Here is a 15125-nt window from a genome sequence, read left to right on the forward strand (position 1 = left end):
AACCGGCCTATACCAGGCTGCCGGCCGGCAGCCCGGTCTCACGCCCGAACGCGATGACAAAATCTGGAGACCACAATGAAAGCGGCCCTTCTCAAATCCTACGGCGATGTCGATCAGTTCGAAATCGGCGATATCCCGACGCCGAAGCCTGGACCGGGCGAGATCCTGATCAAGATCGAAGCATCCGCTGTCAATCCATTCGATCTCATTCTCCGCCAGGGCTTCATGGCCAAGTTCATCCCGCTTCCGCTGCCGGCCGTGCTCGGCGGCGACGCTGCCGGCACCATCTCGGCACTCGGCGACGGCGTCACCGGCTTTGCGGTCGGTGACCGGGTTGTCGCCGATTTCGCGGCAAACGGCAAAGGCGCCCATGCCGAGTATGGTGTGCTGCCCGCCACATCGGTCGCCAAGCTGCCGGCTGGCCTGACCTTCGAACAGGGTGCGTCGCTGGTCAAGGCCGGGCTGACCGGGCGCCAGGCCGTCGAGGCGCTTGGCGTCACGGCCGGCGACCGGGTTCTGGTCTCCGGCGGCCTCGGCTCCGTTGGCCGTTCGGCCATCCAATATCTCAAGCAGATCGGCGCCCAGCCGGTGGCCGGCGTCCGTCCCGAGCGGCTGAGCGAAGGCCGGGAGTTGGCCGGCGAAGCGCTCGACATCACGCTCCCCACCGCAAGCCCGGGCTTTGCCTATGCGATCAGCACAGCCGGGCCGGTGGCAGCCAATCTCATCGGCCATATCCGTGATGGCGGCACGGTCGCCAGCATCGTTCCGATGCCGGAAGGCGCCAATGCCGGAGACCGTCTCACCATCCATGAACTCTTCCACCGCACCGACGCGGCGACGCTCGACGCCGTGCTGGATGCCGCCGTGCGCGGCCTCCTGGTCATCCCGATTTCCCATAGCTTCACGCTGGAGGAGATCGGTGCGGCGCAGACAGCGGTCGCAGCCGGAGCCCCGGGCAAGGTCGTGCTCAAACATTGAGGGTTCAAGACAGGGCCGGAGAATGGTGCAGATCTCTTGATCATGCACCATTCTCCGGCGGGTGCAGTGAAAGGTTGCTCACAGCAAAACATCCGTCTTGACACTCTTCGCTATCAGAACATAATAAGAACATCGGCGCGGCGGCCGCCATCTGAAAACCGAAGATGTGGAGAGCGGATATGCGTGAGCAGCTGATCGGCGAAGCCGTGGACGATGATGCGTGGCCTGCAAGTGATGTGATGTGGCCGCCGGAGAAGGAGATTGAGGTCTCCGAGGCGCATGCAAGCCTAGTCAAGGCCGTGGCGGGGAGCCGCGGCGTGAGATTTTTCACGGCCTTCATCATCGACATCCCCAGCGATACCTATCTTGGCGATGTTCAGATGGCGATCGACGAGGCCGCCGGCGAGGCCTGCGGCATCCTACTGACCAAGCATGTCACCGGCCGTGACGCCGCAACAGGCGAGCCGGTTCTGACCGAGGAAGCCACGCGACCGTTCAAGTTTCCCTGCAGCAAGGGCGTCGCGAAAGCCATATCGGTATTCTGCGGCAAACTCAAAATGGCGGGCATCTTCCCTTGAGCGCCGCCATGCAACGCTTCCAGCCGGACCTCTCGAAAACGCCGATGCGTCGTCGCCGCGAAGATGGTGGAGCTCCATCCGGTCATGCTTTGTCGCATGCGAGGGCCTTGGCAAATTTTAATGGACCGTTTCGATCCCGGCGCCGTAAGATCGACAACCGTGAGTAAAGCGCGGAATGAGCCCCCATGCCCATCTTTCATGCGAAGTGTACCTGCGGCGCCCTTGCCCTGGAGGTCGATGGCGATCCAGTGCACAACCACGTCTGCACGTGCACGCGTTGTCAGCGTGCATCCGGCGGCGCACTTGCACATAATGTGTGGTTCCGTGAGGAAAATGTCCGGATCGTCTCTGGAGAATATTCCGTATGGTATCCGCAAGGCGAAACCACACCTGATGTGATGAAAGCCTTTTGCCCGATCTGCGGTGGGGGCGGGTTTTCGAAATCCGGAACATACTTTCCCGGCACCGTCATCATCGCCGGCGGCACATTCGCCGATCCGTCCTTTCCCGCGCCGGATCATGTTCATTGGTGGGACAATCGCCCGCATTGGATTGACCTGGCCGAACCGATCAAGCGTCTTGCCGGAAATTGAACTCTCCTGGCATCGCCTGCATCACCGCTTGAGCGGGCGCTCGAAATCGCCGGCGCGCAGCAGCCGCTCTTCTGAGTTTCGAGCGGCCGCGAACCGGCGTCACATCGGCGGCATCATCTCGAATTTCGGCACGGCCGGATCGACCCGGTCCCAGGCGAGGCCGCGCACGGTGTAGGTCACCATCTGGGGCTGGTATTGGGTGGGATCGTCGAGGCTGGCGGCGTGAATGGTGAAGAGATCGGGCATGGCAGAGAAGGTCAGATAGACCGGCGCGCCGCAGGTGGGGCAGAAGCCGCGCGTCTTGACGTTGCCGCTGTCGGCGACCATCTCCCAATGCGTCGCCTGGCCGTCGAGCTTCACCGCCTGCCGGCTCGGGAAGGTCAGGTAGGATCCGTGCCCGGTGCCGCTGGTCGCCTGGCAATCGCGGCACTGGCAGTCGTTCATCGCAATCGGCTCGGCCGAGATTTCATAGTGGATCGCACCGCAGGCGCATCCGCCGGTGTAAGGCTTGCTCATGTCTCTCTCCTGATGAAGCGTTGCCGAATAAAACGTTGCGTCGGCAAGCGCGATGTCGGTCGCCTCAGTCCGTCTCGTCGACGATGGCGCCGATGTTCTTCACGACCTTCTTCCAGCCTTCGCCCATCTTCTGGAAGGCCGTTTCATTCCTAGGCAGGACGAAGCCGGAATGGATGAGGCGAAGCCGCGTGCCGGCTTCGACCTCGGACAGGATGAAGGTGACCACGGTGTTGAGCGGGGAGCCGTAGCCGGCGTTTCCCTCATGCCCGCCTTTCCAGGCATAGGAGAGACGCTCGTTCGGCTTCACCTCCAGCACCTGGCAGTGAATGGTGCCGTCCCAGGCGCCGGCCGGCGTCGTCTGGTAGCTGAAGCGTTTGCCTTCCACCGGCTCGAAGCCGGCCGGCATCATCAGCCAGCGGCCCATCAGATTGGCCGTGGTCAGCGTTTTCCAGATCGTCTCCGGCCGATGCGGGAAAACCTCGTCGACCACGATCTCTTGCGTGTCGGGCTTCAATGCGGCGTCGCTCATGGATCGATTTCCTTCAGCAATGTTCTGAGATTGGCAAAGCGGTCGCGCCAGAAGACGCCGTAATGGCTCATCCAGTCGACAAGCGGCTCCAGGCCTTCCGGCTCGGCGCGGTAATAGACCTTCCGCCCTTCGGGGCGCTCTGCCACCAGCCCCGCCTGTTTCAGCGCCTTGAGATGTTGCGAAATGGCGCCCTGCGTAACGCTGCTTGCCCGCGTCAGTTCGACGACGGTGATCTCGTCGGAATTGACGATCTGCTCAAACACGGCTCGCCGTGTGGGATCGGCAAGGGCGCGCATGACGGCGGTGATGGAGGCGGCTTCGATCATGGACAAATAAATAGCGCGGGCTAATTGATGAGTCAAGACTAATTTGTTTGGTGGGTTAGTCGACAGTCACGCCGTCGGTGGCGCGTTCGCACAATTCCCGCCGTACGTCGCTGTATTTTCCGCAGAATTCGCCCCTTGCTCTGTCTTCCCAGGGCTTGACCCGAGGATCCACGTCGGCCTCCATCAGCCTTGGGCATGGATCCCAGGCTCGAGGCCTGGGATGACGGAGGTTGGGGTGCGTTTTCGCCAAACTCGCCGCCGGCGCGGGAACCCTGCGCAAGCCAATGCAACGATTGAACCCGCGTGCCTCATGCCTCGGCAATGGTTTACCTAGGACCCTTCGTTACCGGTGTCCGTGATATTGGCATCATACGGATCTACGGAGTTCCCGCTCGGTTGCGGGAGCCATGATTTTCGGTCGGATAGTGACGGGGAGGTGCCGACCCAGATCGCGAGGCCGATCAATAGCGCGCCGCTCAAGACGCCGATGACAGAGTAGATCCAGATCATCCGCTCGCTCCTCTTGCGAGCACCCACCATAACACCGGGCGCCCTGTTTCAACAATATCAGCGCTCAAGCGGACAAACCTCGGACTTTAGTTCGAGAGGTGCGTTTGAAGGAATGTGCGAACGCTGCGGATGGACTTTCCTGCGGCGTCCGGATTGTATTTTTCGATGTGACCCAACACCCTCCTTCCCACCTTAAACTCCGGGGCGTCAAAATCGTGGTAGGTACCCTTGTAGATATTGAGCTCGATGGGCGGGCTATCGTCACTCAGCTTGGCAAGCCTCTTCCGGCATCGGTCAGCCGGGCTCCAATTGTCTCGTTCGCCAGTTAAAATCAAGATCGGCACTGTCGCATCGCCCTGAGTTGCCGCGCAGAGGGGATAGTAGGCAACCGCTGCGTTGAATTTGCGGTCCATCAGCTGTTCGTTGCCTTCGATTTTTGTTCCCTCCAGCGTCGCGGTGCCGCCCGTTGAAAAGCCCATCAAGGCAACGCGCCTGATATCGACAAAGCTTTGTTTCGATAAAAAATTCAGAGCGCCATAGGCGTCGAAGACGCGATCGGGGAGAGTGCTTTGACACGTGTCCTTGATGTTGCGGGTGGTGAAGCTATCGACGACGAGCACGACGTAGCCCCATGCGACCAGCCGTTTCGGCCAAAGATCTTTGACACTCAAACGCATGCCCTCGCATCCATGCAGGAGGACGACCGCCGGGAAGGGGCCATCACCCCGGGGGCGGGACAGATATCCCAGCAATGGCGTGCCCTGCGGTTGAGAAAGAATTTCTCCCTGTTCTCTCGCCTTGCTTATTCGAAATGGGCTTAGCTTTATAGGCGCGCTTTCGAAGTGAACCAACTCGTCGGCATCAGCCGGGTTTCCAGCGAGCGCGACGTTGAGAACAGCGACGAGGCAAAGAAAAAGTCTCGTGGTTTTCACTGAACTTCTCCACCGTTGGATCAACAGCCTGCTAATTATACGCCGGACCTGAAGGCGCGCAAAGCGGGCGAGGGGTTTTGCCGCCGATTGGGTCGGATTCCAAACCGGCGCACGACCGCGATCGGAAGCCCTTGATCACCCCCTGGCAGATCATTTATGACTACCGTAAATCCAAGCTGCGAAATTTGAGTCCAGAAGCGATGTCGATCAAATCGACGGCGCCCTCCGATCGTACGCGCCATTCGCCAAGGCTTGCGGATTTGCCACAGGGCCCACCTCTTGCTCCGTCCTCCTCGGGCCTGACCCGAGGATCTACGTTGGTCTGGGAGTATCATACCCCTCGTCATGGGCGTCCCCGGCTCGAAGTCGGTGCAGGAACTGGCGACGTCGGCAACCAAGCGCTGGGCCATGATCGACGCGATCCGAGACACATACAATGGCGGCAAGCCTATCTGGACCTTCGTTCTCGACCAGTCCGGCCGCAACGATAACAGCGCCACGCCAAGCACATGGTCGAACGCCAAGCTCGGCTTGGTCGACCGCGTCAAGACGCGCTATGGGGCGTGCATCCATGTCGTCGGCGTCACCATAATTCCGACCATGACCGCTTCGTCGGACAGCGGCCGGACGGTCGCGGGCTATACCGTGCCGGCCTTATGGACAACCACGTTGGCGACGGTGAACAACACCATCAAGGCAAGTTCTCGTTACGCCAAGGTCATCGATCAGTTGCTTGCCTTCACAGCGGAGACTGATCCGACGAAGTCGCCGGCCGCTGAAATGTTTCCGCTCGGAAACGTCGTCGGGCATCCTGGAAATCAGGACGGCGTGACGACGTGGGACACGATCAAGCTGCCGGCTTCAGTGCCGGACGGCACCCGCATCATGTTCGAATATCAGCCGGGCCTATGGACGTCGAGAAACACCTATGGCCGCACCGACAATGGCGACGGGACGGCCGACTATAAGGTGCAGGAGATATTCGCTACCAATGTCCAGGACAATGCAGCGCTGCTGGCCCACGGCATGAACCTCGATACCACGTCTTATGTCCATCCGACGCTGCAAGGGATCTTGCGATTTGTCAGCCGCTTGCCGCAATCCGAAAAGCTGAAATTTTACCCCTAGTCGAGCGCGGAGAGAGATGACATCCGATGACGACATTCTCCGCGCTCTCGGGCGCGTCGAGGGAAGACTGACGGGCATCGAGGACAACGTCGCGCTTCTGCGCAAGGAGGTCAGCGACGAAAAGGCCAGTGCCCATGACAGCCGCGCCGTGATCCACAAGCGGCTCGACGAGCAGGCCAGGCAGATCGCCCACCTGGACACCAGGGTGGCGATCAGCGGCGGCGCGGATGCGCAGATCCGCGAGGAAATCAAGAGCCTCAAGGAGACTGTCGAGAAGAACCAGGAGGCGGTCGGGCCGGCGCTTGAAGAGTGGAAGCGGATGAAAACGATCGGCTACGGCATTTCAGGCCTGATCGCCTTCGCCGGCCTGACGATCGGCGGCATCATTGCTTATGCCAGCGATGGCGCGGTTGCGGCGCTTCGGCATTGGTTGAAGATCAATTGATCTGGTGGCGCCGATCACTGGGCGGCCGGTCTTGGGTTGTCGCGTGCGCAAACGCTTCTCGTGCTCTACAGATAGCCTATCTATTGTGATCCCGTTACGCGCCGCCCGCCGTGGCGCCCGGCAGACCAGCAAACCAAACTTCCAAATTTTAGACTCGCCAACGAACAAAACGGCGGCCTGCTGGTTTTCCTCTCAGGAGGAAACGGTCATGAAAACCATGAGCAATCGCCAAGTTCGCATTCCCGGCCCGCGAGAGCACGATGTTGCGGAACATTGCCGCAAGTTTGGGATTGGCCCGGCAGAGGAGAAGAAGCTGAAGAAACTTCTCGGCTCTCGGGCGCCGCTCCATGAAATCCAGGCCAATGCTCCGCCCCGGCAGCCAAGGTGGCGTTAGGTGGGGAAGGGGTCGCGGAAGACGTCGCACGTGATCACTACACGCCACATTACGGCAATGATTCAAAGATTGAGCGGAACAGAGCAGCGCCGTGAACGCTCGCGAAAGAGGTGCTTTTGCCGGGTTTTGACATGATCGATCTTGTTTAAGACGTGGGCGAATGTTCGGCTCGCTCCACTTGGACCCGCTGAAAGCCCCGCTCCGGCGGGGTTTTTCGTTGGCGTTGCGATGTGCCTGTCGGTTTTCGCCCGGCGGGAGCTTATCGGTGTGACGGTCCAAACGTGCCCGGGCAGGTTGTCAATGATCGCTCGGCGGAATTTCCGGGATCGTGGCGTCGTATCTCAGCCGGGGAACTTCCGACAATATCAGGGGTTTTGCCGGCGGATCGCGCGGCAGGTCTCGTCTCCTGTACCACTGCACCCCTGCAGTTGCTGCGCGGTCCACTCGTGCAAGCGCGATGATAGGGGCTTTGCTCCCGGCTGTCGCTAGCGGGCAAGGTCATTGCAGCGCCGCGCGTCTTTTAAGGCGCACAAAGGACGCTGCAACACTTTGAATTGCTGCATAACTCGTTAAATCGATTCCGATTTAACGAGTTATGCAGCGGTCTTTCGTCACTTGGACGTTGGAAGTTCCCACCTTCGAAGACGCGGCGATCCGCGTCGACCGAAGCACCCGCGCTGGCCCAAGAAGGCACAGGTGCGGGCCAGGAAAGCGTATCAATGCTGCAGTTGCCGCGAGAGCATGAGGATGTAATCGTCGGCGATATCGGCAACCACCATGGCGGCTTCCGCGGCCGTGTACCCCCTGCCGATGGCGTCGCTGACGATTTTCATCACGGCCGGTTCAAGCGCTTCCCGGCAGTCGGACAGACTTTCGACATGCGGGCATTTTGGACGAAATTCCAAGACGTTGTTCATGGCATACCCTCCATTCGATCTAGCTCGGGCCCTATGAAGGCAAGCCGGCCTCTCCAGGGAAAGGCGGGCCACGGTTCCGGCGAGCTGCTTCAGGAACCAGAAGTGTTGTCGTTGAAGCTACGATGGCATAGGGGCGGATGTATTCAAGCGCATGCTGATATTAAGGTAAGCCAGTAGGGTTAATTCGTCCGCTGATGTTGCATCGTGGCATCGCAAGCAGATGCAAAGCCAGCTGCGGCTAATGCATGTCGCCCAAAAGTGTGCGCGGTTTTGGGATAATGACATGCATCAAATAAAGGCCGTAGAGTTTAGCGCCTGGGAGGCTATTTTTTTACCCTAGACGCTGATACGGCGGCCGGCTTTATCAGCCTCTTTGCGATTGGCGCCGTGCTTCTCGATGATGTCCCTGGCATCCTCGTTGGAAATACGATGTTTCTTGGCGAAATAGATGACTTCGTAGGGCGCCTCAGTGACGGCCTCTTTGGCGGGTTGGATCTTTTTCGTTTTGTCATTGGACATGATTTTTCCTTCCATGGAAATGTTGAACTGGACGTGCCAACGCCGTCTCCGAACCGAGGATCGGAGAACCGGCGCTCTCAAGTCGGCATCAAACGAAGAATTGGCTTCGTGCCGTCTTATCGATGGGCTCGGGCCGTCATATGTTTTTCCCAGATCTGCGTCGCCTGCGTTGCCGTGCCGGTCTTGTGGAATCGCAGCAGGTGCAGTCCTTCCGCCCGTCGTTTTTCGTTAAAGGCGCTGTTTTCGTAGTCGGTGCCTTCGACAATGCTCTCGCTTTGAAGAACGGCCTTCAATTCCTGCACATAGTGCCCGGTGATGTTGAATAGCGCTTCATTCTCAGGTGCGTCTGTCATCGTTTTCCCTATGGATGGTCGCGTGGCATTCAACGCGGTGCCGGTTCGGCAGGCCACGTTGGTAAGATGCATCAAGCAATCCGCGCCCCTATGGGAAGGCTGGTATCGGACAGCGTTTAGCTGGGGGTGTCTGTCTGGAGTTCCATATATCATGCAGCAGCGCCGCCTTGCGAATCAAGGATCAAGGCGCGGTCAGTCTGAACGCCCGCATGTTAAACCACTTGCCTTCCCGATACCATCTCAATCGAAATACCGAAGAATATGGAGGGAGCAGGGCTATCTTCGCTTTCCGAATTTAAGGCAAACGCTCCGGGTTCCCACCAGAACGGTTGCTTCTGCAGGAGAGACCAGGCGTGGATGCGTTCGTCATGCCGGGCCGGCGTATCGGTCAGCTCATCATAGGTGCCCTGAACAAGCACGCTCCTCCACGTTCGGTTTTCTCCGAACTCTTCAACCTGAACACAGGCGGGTGAATGGGCCCGCAATAGATCAATCTTCAGGCCCGGCATGGAAAATATGAAAAGCCGGTCTTTTTCATAGGCATACTGAATGGGAACGATATAGGGATATTTTTCGCCCAGGCATGCCAGATGGCCACGGGTGTGGCCTGCCAGAAAGGCGAGGCAGTCTTGTTCACCCATTTCTCGCAGTTGCATCGCATTATCCAATTCCGTCAGCGTTTCAGCCCTTCGTTTGATAGGCAGCCAAGCGTCTTGGCTCGCCGCAACAGTCTTGCAGCGCCTACCAGAACACATCGTTGAGAATGATATAGACGATAAAGGCCAGGCAGATGGCTGGTGTCGATTTCACCAGAAAGTCGATATACCTGAACCTGCCGATATGCTGGGCCAGGCGTTTCCACGAATGGATGTGTACCGTGGAAGACATCATGCCCTCCTTTGGTTGGGGCCGGATAACTCTGATTACCCCGGGAAGCAGCGCCCGTTCACAAGCTGCCACTACACCAAATATGGGCGCCAATCATCTGCGCTACAAGGCGTGGCGGATTGCCGTTCCGGCAAAGAGATCTCGCTGCTGTGCACGATCGCAAGGGGTGGCGCGGAGGGGGCAGGATTGCGGGGCACGTCCATACAGGGTTGCGCTTCTACCTCAACCATCGTTTCGATCAGTTTCAGCCGATCGAGTTTCCGCCGTTGATCGTCGTAGAGCCTGCTGAGCAGCGCATAGGCCGATCCGGAGGGTCTGCCTTTGCGCAATAGTTTCCTGATCAGCATTTCCTGATCGGCAACGCGGTGCGCCGCCTTCACGATATGGCGACGCGCCAGCTTCAGGTCTTTCGGGCGGTATCGTGTGGAAACCATATGCTTTGCTCCCCCTGTCTCATCCGGCAGTAGCCGGATGGTGGCCGTTTCAGTTCACCGGCCGCACACCTTCTCGCGATCAGCGAAAATCTGCAGCCGTGAGCGTGAAGTTGTTTCCGCGTCGATGCTGATAGACCCTCGATGCAGCCTCCTGAATGGAAGAACGCGCCGCATCAAAGGCGTTGAGAAATGCGGCTTCGGAAGAATTCTGGGTGATCGCGCTGCCGAGCGCTGCTTCTTCGACCAGAAACCTGACCTCGAACATGCCGTCATAGCCGGTGAAGCGGACACCTTTTCTCGCTTCGTCGAAGCTGCGGCTTCTGTTGGGAAAGATAAGTGCCATTGCGGTTATCCTTGGAAGTGGGCGGGAGCCGCTGTGCGGACCTCGGACCCGGCGATGATTGTCGATGCACGGCTGGCCGGAACGGGCAGCTTGATGCCAAATGGTTGGCAATCGGCCTGCTTAATGGATCGTCTGCACGATGACCCGGTCATCAAGCAAAGCCTGCGATGTCTTGATCAAGCGCACCGTACCAGTGATGATCTCGTCGGAATAGACCGGATCCGCACGCGAAATTTCGTCCGTCATATCGCGGAGGACTTTGTTTATCTCAAGCAGAGGCGGCACAAGGTCCAGTAATCCGTCGGCGGCCAGCCCGTGAGCCAGGCCTGCGATCACCTCTCTGAGGTGATCTATGAGCGCACGCCTTTCCGAAACCGCCAGTGCCGACGGCTTTGTGAGGGTCGCTTCACCGTTGAACTGCATGATGCGTATCCTCCTCTCTCTAAAATGGGTTCCGCCACGCCATTATCAATGGCTGCCGCCGAATGAGGTTGCGGTCAGATGGCAAAGAGCGCAAACTGAACTATCGGCGGGCACGATACGGGCACCGCTGCTTGGGGCGCGCCAGTAAACCCTGGCGCCAGCGAACCCTAGCCCCAACGAAGGAGGACGCAATGTCTTCCACATCAGATCAATTTTTCGATATCCACAATTTGAGAATGCTGGACCGTATCCTCCGAAAGGCCGGCTTTCGCGGCGGCGAAACCTACGCGACCGATGATGGCGAGATCAGCGCCACAAGTTTCCTCATTCATTGTTTCCAGATGGGGATCGTCGATGAGGCCGCGTTGAAATCGGCTCTGAAAATGTATCTCGCCACACAGTTGAGTTCAGGCCCGCTTCCGCAGGCACTGGAAGACGGCTCCTTTGCCAGATGGCAGGATGACGGTGGCGCCCCGGTGAAAGCCTATCGGATCGCGCGGTATACGGCGTCTGGACGTGCGGACGCACCGCTGCGGCCGCCAGCTTACCGCTTTCCCAAAACCAGGCTGCCTGAACGAGTGTCCGAGATCCCGTGAACAGGCCCTGCTGCGACGTCGCCGGCAACGCCCGATCGATCGTCACGATGACATGACGAACAAGGAAGAAGACATGTCTGGGATTCACGCCGATCAAAAGGACCGGGCCAGGCAACGCGAGATCATCGCCCCGGTGCGGAAAAGCTCGACGTCAAGCTGGACCGCCGACGATCTGATAACGCAGGCGCGTCAAGCGCGGTCACCGGAGCAGGGGATCGATAACGCTGATAAGCAAGCCTATGGTCTGGCGCGTCCACACAAAGGTCCGTTCGACAACGCGACGGCATTCAGCGCTTCCACCTACGACCATGATCTCCCGACGCGGCAGCAATTGGAGGCCGCGCAACGCAGCCAATCCGACGCGATAAAGCGGCAAGAGGCAAACCGCCAAAAGGGCAAATCCCGCATGCGCGCAAAGACAAAGAAGCTGAAATCTTCCTGAGCAGGAAATAGAGGAGCGGACGGCGCCCTATAGTTTCTTGCCGACTGAGCGGTGCTTGGCTCCAAAGCCTTTCCGCGCCGGTCTATCGAAAAGCCCGCCTCAGGCGGGCTTTTCCTGTTTGTGGCAAAAGCTCGGGCGAGCGTCAGGCCGCCCCAAACGGCACGGCGACGAAGGTTTTGTTGCCGTCGCGTTCGACGAGCAGCAGCACCGACTTGCGGCCGGCCTTGCCGGCATCGGCGATCGCGGTCTTGACGTCGCGGGTGTTGTGGACCGGTCTGTCGTTCACCGAGACGATGACATCGCCGGATTGAATTCCGGCGGCCGCGGCCGACTTGTCCGGGTTGACACTGGCGACCACCGCACCGTTGACAGAGCGCGGCAGGTTGAGCTGCTGGCGCACGTCGGGTGTCAGGTCGGCCAAGCCGATGCCGAGGCTCGGCTGGCCGCTGCTCTCGTCCTTGCTGGCGGGGCTTTCGGCCGCAGCCTGTTTCTGGCCATCGTCATTGGTGCCGACGGTGACGTTGAGATCGATCGTCTTGCCGTCGCGCCAGACGCTGAGGGCTTCCTTGGCGCCCGGCGAAAGGTCGGCGACCAGGCGCGACAGGTCCTTCGGCGTCTTGACACTCTCGCCGCCAACTGAAGTGACGATATCGCCTGGCTTCAGGCCGGCATGGGCGGCCGGCGTATCGGCGGTGACGGCGGCAACCAGCGCACCGCCTGTTTTATCTAGGCCGACGGCATCGGCGACATCCTTGGTGACCGGCTGGATCTGCACGCCGAGATAGCCGTGATCGATCGAGCCGTCCTTCTGCAGCTTGGCGACGATCGCCTTGGCCTCGTCGGAGGGAATGGCGAAACCGACGCCGACACTGCCGCCGTTCGGCGAATAGATGGCGGTGTTGATGCCGACGACATTGCCGCTGCGGTCGACGAGCGGGCCGCCGGAATTGCCATGGTTGATCGGCGCGTCGATCTGGATGAAATCGTCATAGGGCCCGCTGTGCAGGTCGCGGCCGCGCGCCGAGACGATGCCGGCGGTTACAGTGGTGCCGATGCCGAAGGGGTTGCCGATCGCCAGGATCTGGTCGCCGAGCTTCAGCCTGTCGGAATCGCCCCAGGCAATGGTTTGCAGCGGCTTCGCCGCCTCTATCTTCACCACGGCGACATCGGATTTCGGGTCGGTGCCGATCAGCTTGGCCGGCAGCTCCGTGCCGTCATCCAGCGTCACCTTGATGTCGACGGCATTGTCGATGACATGGTTGTTGGTGACGATCACCCCGTCGGGGCTGATGATGAAGCCGGAGCCGAGCGCCATTGCCTGCTGCGAAGGCCGGTTTTTCGGCGCCTGGCGCGGCAGCGGAATGCCCTGGTCCTCGAAGAACTGGCGGAACTGCTCGTCCATCGGCGACTCCTGCTGGTCGGCGCTGACATCGGTCGCCTTGACAGTCGTGGTGATGGTGACGACGGCAGGCTTGTCGGCATCGACGATGGACGCGAAGGAGCCGCTCGGTGCGAGAACGCCGCCGGCATCGGACGGCGCGGCAAAGGCGCTGGACGAATTGATCGTAAAGGGCAGGCATGCCGCGCCGGCGATGATGGCGGCCCCGACAAGCGCTGCGGTGCGATGTTTGCGTAAGATGTGTGACATGGTGGTGATCCCTTGGGCGGTGGTCCCTTGCGAGAGCGTTGGCTTTGGATGGCGTCGTGGTTCCATGTCCTGGGACCTGGCGTCGGATGGCTTTTGGCGGCAATTCCTCTGGGGAACGCACAGTCGTCGAGGGGCGGCGACCGGGGGAAGAGAAGAATTGGCGCCCGGGATTCATATGATCCCATCGAGCGGATTTACAAATTAAAGTTTGATCATGTTTATATTGCCAATTTGTAAGTTATGACCGGAATTTAATCTTCGCTGCCCATGCGTTCCGGCCGGCTGCCCCGCTGCAGAACTTCCGGCCCGGTTTTGCCTCGCTTCGCGTCCGCCGCGATGTTTTCATTCGAAAATAAATGGACTTATTCCCGAAGGCGGTGATCCGATCGCCGCAGGCGCCCGTAATTTGCCGACAGACGATCCTGCTGCTCTTTCTGGAAATTGTATTCCAGGATCCTGTTACGAATATAAAATGTTAGTAGACTCTAAATTATTTCTTCTTCAGAAAGTAAAGACCGCGATTCGAGGGCATGCGAGTCTCGCGGGCGAGATATAACGGGGCGGTGAGGACGGCAGTGGAGCGGGGGCGGAAGGCCAGGCGCGGCGCGCATGTGAAGTTGAGCGATGTGGCAAAGAGGGTGGGGGTCAGCCCCATCACCATTTCGCGCGCGCTTCGCAATCCTGAAATCGTCTCGGAGGATCTGCGCCAGACCATTCTGCGCACGGTCGACGAGATGGGTTATATCCCCAATCTTGCCGCCCGGGCGTTGGCTGGCCGCCACAACGGCAGCGTCGGCGTCATCACGCCCGCTTTGCACCAGCACGGCTTCGCCGGCCTGATGATCGGCATTGAGGATCGCTTGCGCGCCACCGAATTCGGCGTGCAGTATTCCAACACGCTCCACCATGCCGACGGCGAGGCCGGCCAACTGAAATCCTTCCTGATGCAGAAGCCGGCCGGCGTCATCATCGCCGGTGCCGAATCCTATCATGATCTTCTGCCGTTGATCGAGAATGCCGCCTGTCCGATCGCCCATATCACCGATCTCAGCCAGGAGCCGGAAAGGCTGGTCGTCGGCCTTGATCATCATGCGGCAGGCGCCGAACCCACCCGCTTCCTGCTGTCGAGGGGCTATGAGAGGATCGGCTTCATCGGCCGCGGCACGGATATTCGCTCGCGTCGCCGGAAGGAAGGCTATGAGGCCGCGATGCGGGAAGCCGGCCGTTTCGATCCCGATCTCGCCATTGGCGGAGATGAGGGAAGCAGCACCGGCCTCGGCAGGGAATTGTTTGCCCGCCTGTTGCAGCGCGTGCCGGATATTGATGCCGTCTTTGCCCAAAGCGACGATCTGGCGCTCGGCGTGCTCATCGAAAGCGCCGTGCGCGGCATCCGCGTGCCGGAGGATGTCGGCATCTGCGGCTTCAACGATCTGGAATTTTCGGCCTTCACCGAGCCATCGCTGACGACGGTGCACATACCGCGCTACGATATCGGCTACCGCGTCGCCGACATGTTGCTGCGCGCCGTCCGCGACGAGCCGCCCGGCGAAGACAAGGTCGATTGCGGCTTCGCCATCATCCCGCGCGGCTCAACGCGCTAGCGCGGCTCGACGCGGCAAGCCGATATGATCTG

The 15125-nt window shown here is 59.9% G+C and carries 21 protein-coding genes and 1 pseudogene; 9 read left to right on the plus strand and 13 right to left on the minus strand.

Annotated features, from left to right (window positions below):
* The first annotated feature begins 75 nt into the window (after positions 1-75).
* The 3 genes from ELH03_RS04255 to ELH03_RS04265 all read left to right on the plus strand — a co-directional run bounded on the left by ELH03_RS04255 (position 76) and on the right by ELH03_RS04265 (position 2149).
* Positions 76-978, plus strand: coding sequence for an NADP-dependent oxidoreductase (locus ELH03_RS04255; RefSeq protein ID WP_128411588.1), 903 nt, complete (start codon positions 76-78; stop codon positions 976-978).
* Positions 979-1157: 179 nt separating this feature from the next.
* A complete protein-coding gene (locus tag ELH03_RS04260; RefSeq protein ID WP_130766077.1) occupies positions 1158-1556 on the plus strand; it encodes a hypothetical protein in 399 nt (132 codons plus the stop codon).
* 185 nt (positions 1557-1741) lie between these two features.
* The gene (locus tag ELH03_RS04265; protein WP_128411590.1) at positions 1742-2149 is read left to right on the plus strand and encodes a GFA family protein; all 408 of its coding nucleotides are present in this window, start codon (positions 1742-1744) and stop codon (positions 2147-2149) included.
* 99 nt (positions 2150-2248) lie between these two features.
* Here the strand turns inward: ELH03_RS04265 and ELH03_RS04270 are convergent, their stop codons facing one another.
* The 4 genes from ELH03_RS04270 to ELH03_RS04290 form a co-directional block, all read right to left on the minus strand.
* Positions 2249-2665, minus strand: a complete 417-nt coding sequence (locus ELH03_RS04270) for a GFA family protein (protein ID WP_128411591.1) — start codon at positions 2663-2665, stop codon at positions 2249-2251.
* 64 nt (positions 2666-2729) lie between these two features.
* Positions 2730-3194, minus strand: coding sequence for an SRPBCC family protein (locus ELH03_RS04275; RefSeq protein WP_128411592.1), 465 nt, complete (start codon positions 3192-3194; stop codon positions 2730-2732).
* The gene (locus tag ELH03_RS04280; RefSeq protein WP_018449519.1) at positions 3191-3520 is read right to left on the minus strand and encodes an ArsR/SmtB family transcription factor; all 330 of its coding nucleotides are present in this window, start codon (positions 3518-3520) and stop codon (positions 3191-3193) included. The genes ELH03_RS04275 and ELH03_RS04280 overlap by 4 nt, the downstream gene beginning before the upstream one ends.
* Before the next feature lie 596 nt (positions 3521-4116).
* A complete protein-coding gene (locus ELH03_RS04290) occupies positions 4117-4962 on the minus strand; it encodes a dienelactone hydrolase family protein (RefSeq protein ID WP_128411594.1) in 846 nt (281 codons plus the stop codon).
* Between the two features lie 324 nt (positions 4963-5286).
* Between ELH03_RS04290 and ELH03_RS04295 the strand changes: the two are divergent.
* The 3 genes and pseudogenes from ELH03_RS04295 to ELH03_RS04305 all read left to right on the plus strand — a co-directional run.
* Positions 5287-6090 (plus strand): annotated as a pseudogene (locus tag ELH03_RS04295) (hypothetical protein); the annotation flags it as partial.
* A gap of 16 nt (positions 6091-6106) precedes the next feature.
* Positions 6107-6535: a DUF1515 domain-containing protein gene (locus ELH03_RS04300; RefSeq protein ID WP_128411595.1), complete on the plus strand. Its 429-nt coding sequence runs from the start codon at positions 6107-6109 to the stop codon at positions 6533-6535.
* A 208-nt stretch (positions 6536-6743) separates the two neighbouring features.
* Positions 6744-6929, plus strand: coding sequence for a hypothetical protein (locus tag ELH03_RS04305; RefSeq protein ID WP_018241117.1), 186 nt, complete (start codon positions 6744-6746; stop codon positions 6927-6929).
* 716 nt (positions 6930-7645) lie between these two features.
* Here the strand turns inward: ELH03_RS04305 and ELH03_RS04315 are convergent.
* From ELH03_RS04315 to ELH03_RS04345, 8 genes are all read right to left on the minus strand, one after another.
* Positions 7646-7846: a hypothetical protein gene (locus ELH03_RS04315; protein ID WP_128403799.1), complete on the minus strand. Its 201-nt coding sequence runs from the start codon at positions 7844-7846 to the stop codon at positions 7646-7648.
* A 336-nt stretch (positions 7847-8182) separates the two neighbouring features.
* Positions 8183-8365 carry a DUF3606 domain-containing protein gene (locus tag ELH03_RS04320; protein WP_018517836.1) on the minus strand — a complete coding sequence of 61 codons (183 nt, stop codon included), beginning with the start codon at positions 8363-8365 and terminating at the stop codon, positions 8183-8185.
* A gap of 116 nt (positions 8366-8481) precedes the next feature.
* The gene (locus ELH03_RS04325; protein WP_128403809.1) at positions 8482-8718 is read right to left on the minus strand and encodes a hypothetical protein; all 237 of its coding nucleotides are present in this window, start codon (positions 8716-8718) and stop codon (positions 8482-8484) included.
* A 212-nt stretch (positions 8719-8930) separates the two neighbouring features.
* Positions 8931-9374 carry a pyridoxamine 5'-phosphate oxidase family protein gene (locus tag ELH03_RS04330; RefSeq protein ID WP_128403798.1) on the minus strand — a complete coding sequence of 148 codons (444 nt, stop codon included), beginning with the start codon at positions 9372-9374 and terminating at the stop codon, positions 8931-8933.
* Positions 9375-9459: 85 nt separating this feature from the next.
* Positions 9460-9609, minus strand: a complete 150-nt coding sequence (locus ELH03_RS37240; RefSeq protein ID WP_165447333.1) for a hypothetical protein — start codon at positions 9607-9609, stop codon at positions 9460-9462.
* A 68-nt stretch (positions 9610-9677) separates the two neighbouring features.
* Entirely contained in the window at positions 9678-10040 is a 363-nt protein-coding gene (locus tag ELH03_RS04335) for a hypothetical protein (RefSeq protein WP_128403797.1), read from the minus strand.
* Positions 10041-10119: 79 nt separating this feature from the next.
* Positions 10120-10383 (minus strand): DUF1488 family protein, encoded by a 264-nt coding sequence (locus ELH03_RS04340; protein ID WP_128403796.1) that lies wholly within the window; start codon positions 10381-10383, stop codon positions 10120-10122.
* A gap of 120 nt (positions 10384-10503) precedes the next feature.
* Positions 10504-10806: a hypothetical protein gene (locus ELH03_RS04345; protein WP_018449489.1), complete on the minus strand. Its 303-nt coding sequence runs from the start codon at positions 10804-10806 to the stop codon at positions 10504-10506.
* Between the two features lie 191 nt (positions 10807-10997).
* On the opposite strand from ELH03_RS04345, the gene ELH03_RS04350 reads away from it, so the two are divergent.
* Positions 10998-11402, plus strand: coding sequence for a hypothetical protein (locus ELH03_RS04350; protein WP_027685551.1), 405 nt, complete (start codon positions 10998-11000; stop codon positions 11400-11402).
* Between the two features lie 73 nt (positions 11403-11475).
* Positions 11476-11844: a hypothetical protein gene (locus ELH03_RS04355; protein ID WP_128411619.1), complete on the plus strand. Its 369-nt coding sequence runs from the start codon at positions 11476-11478 to the stop codon at positions 11842-11844.
* Between the two features lie 142 nt (positions 11845-11986).
* Here ELH03_RS04355 and ELH03_RS04360 read toward each other — a convergent pair whose 3' ends face one another.
* Positions 11987-13492: a DegQ family serine endoprotease gene (locus ELH03_RS04360; protein WP_128411596.1), complete on the minus strand. Its 1506-nt coding sequence runs from the start codon at positions 13490-13492 to the stop codon at positions 11987-11989.
* Positions 13493-14103: 611 nt separating this feature from the next.
* Here ELH03_RS04360 and ELH03_RS04365 point away from each other — a divergent pair.
* Entirely contained in the window at positions 14104-15093 is a 990-nt protein-coding gene (locus tag ELH03_RS04365) for a LacI family DNA-binding transcriptional regulator (protein ID WP_245504873.1), read from the plus strand.
* Positions 15094-15125: the final 32 nt, after the last annotated feature.

The organism is Rhizobium beringeri, assembly GCF_004306515.1.
GTDB lineage: Bacteria > Pseudomonadota > Alphaproteobacteria > Rhizobiales > Rhizobiaceae > Rhizobium > Rhizobium beringeri.